The 2,500-nt window shown below is 50.6% G+C and carries 1 rRNA gene (only partly in view); it reads left to right on the forward strand.

The annotated features are described in order from the left end of the window. The first annotated feature begins 122 nt into the window (after positions 1–122). A 23S ribosomal RNA gene (locus AC3WQY_RS24340) occupies positions 123–2,500 on the forward strand (it continues 502 nt past the right edge of the window).

A 2,500-nucleotide genomic window follows, 5' to 3' on the forward strand; every position in this document is an offset into this window, starting at 1 on the left:
AGCAAGAAATTGCTTAGGTATGAAGAACGGCGTAACGCGTGAATACTCAATAAACGTACGGACTGAACGATAGTCTGTACGAGTCCTTGACGACAGTGCAGTCAGCGCTGTCAAAGTTATAGGGTCAAGTGACTAAGTGCATGTGGTGGATGCCTTGGCGATTACAGGCGACGAAGGACGTGATAGCCTGCGATAAGCTTCGGGGAGCTGGCAAATTAGCTTTGATCCGGAGATTTCCGAATGGGGAAACCCACCTCGCAAGAGGTATCGCATACTGAATACATAGGTATGCGAGGCGAACCGGGTGAACTGAAACATCTCAGTAGCTCGAGGAAAAGACATCAACCGAGATTCCGAAAGTAGTGGCGAGCGAAATCGGAGTAGCCCTCGCGTTTTAGCAGTTTGTATATCAGAACGGAATGGAAAGTCCGGCCACAGCGGGTGATAGCCCCGTATGAAAAATGCAGATTGTGGAACTAGGCGCGAATAGAGTAGGGCGGGACACGTGAAATCCTGTCTGAATATGGGGGGACCATCCTCCAAGGCTAAATACTCGTAATCGACCGATAGTGAACAAGTACCGTGAGGGAAAGGCGAAAAGAACCCCGGGAGGGGAGTGAAATAGATCCTGAAACCGCATGCATACAAAAAGTAGGAGCCCGCAAGGGTGACTGCGTACCTTTTGTATAATGGGTCAGCGACTTACATTCAGTGGCGAGGTTAACCGAATAGGGAAGCCGTAGAGAAATCGAGTCCGAATAGGGCGAATCAGTCGCTGGGTGTAGACCCGAAACCAAGTGATCTATCCATGGCCAGGATGAAGGTACCGTAACAGGTGCTGGAGGTCCGAACCGACTAGTGTTGCAAAACTAGCGGATGAGCTGTGGATAGGGGTGAAAGGCTAAACAAACTTGGAAATAGCTGGTTCTCTCCGAAAACTATTTAGGTAGTGCCTCAAGTATTACCATCGGGGGTAGAGCACTGTTTAGGCTAGGGGGTCATGGCGACTTACCAAACCTATGCAAACTCCGAATACCGATGAGTACAGCTTGGGAGACAGAGCACCGGGTGCTAACGTCCGGACTCAAGAGGGAAACAACCCAGACCGCCAGCTAAGGTCCCTAAAATTGGCTAAGTGGGAAACGAAGTGGGAAGGCTAAAACAGTCAGGATGTTGGCTTAGAAGCAGCCATCATTTAAAGAAAGCGTAATAGCTCACTGATCGAGTCGTCCTGCGCGGAAGATGTAACGGGGCTAAGCCAGTTACCGAAGCTGCGGATGTGCAATTTATTGCACGTGGTAGGAGAGCGTTCTGTAAGCCTGTGAAGGTGGGTTGTGAAGCCTGCTGGAGGTATCAGAAGTGCGAATGCTGACATGAGTAGCGTTAAAGGGGGTGAAAAGCCCCCTCGCCGTAAGCGCAAGGTTTCCTACGCAACGTTCATCGGCGTAGGGTGAGTCGGCCCCTAAGGCGAGGCAGAGATGCGTAGCTGATGGGAAACAGGTAAATATTCCTGTACCGATCTGTAGTGCGATGTGGGGACGGAGAAGGTTAGCTCAGCCAACTGTTGGAATAGTTGGTTCAAGCATGTAGGCGTGCCCTCTAGGCAAATCCGGAGGGCTTAGCTGAGGTGTGATAACGAGTCTGCTTGCAGACGAAGTGAGTGATACCCTGCTTCCAGGAAAAGCCACTAAGCTTCAGCTACAGACGACCGTACCGCAAACCGACACTGGTGCGCGAGATGAGTATTCTAAGGCGCTTGAGAGAACTCTGGAGAAGGAACTCGGCAAATTGACACCGTAACTTCGGAAGAAGGTGTGCCTTTAGTAGGTGAACCATTTACTTGGGGAGCCCAATGAGGCCGCAGAGAATCGGTGGCTGCGACTGTTTATTAAAAACACAGCACTCTGCAAAGACGAAAGTCGACGTATAGGGTGTGACGCCTGCCCGGTGCTGGAAGATTAAATGATGGGGTGCAAGCTCTTGACTGAAGTCCCAGTAAACGGCGGCCGTAACTATAACGGTCCTAAGGTAGCGAAATTCCTTGTCGGGTAAGTTCCGACCTGCACGAATGGCGTAACGATGGCCACACTGTCTCCTCCAGAGACTCAGCGAAGTTGAAATGTTTGTGATGATGCAATCTCCCCGCGGAAAGACGGAAAGACCCCATGAACCTTTACTGTAGCTTTACATTGGACTTTGAACAGATCTGTGTAGGATAGGTGGGAGGCTTTGAAGTAGGGACGCTAGTTTCTATGGAGCCAACGTTGAAATACCACCCTGGTGTGTTTGAGGTTCTAACCTTGGTCCCTTATCGGGATTGGGGACAGTGTATGGTGGGCAGTTTGACTGGGGCGGTCTCCTCCCAAAGTGTAACGGAGGAGTTCGAAGGTACGCTAAATACGGTCGGAAATCGTGTTGATAGTGCATTGGCATAAGCGTGCTTGACTGCGAGACTGACAAGTCGAGCAGGTACGAAAGTAGGACAAAGTGATCCGGTGGT

It is taken from the genome of Roseateles sp. FW301-B2 (genome assembly GCF_058788955.1).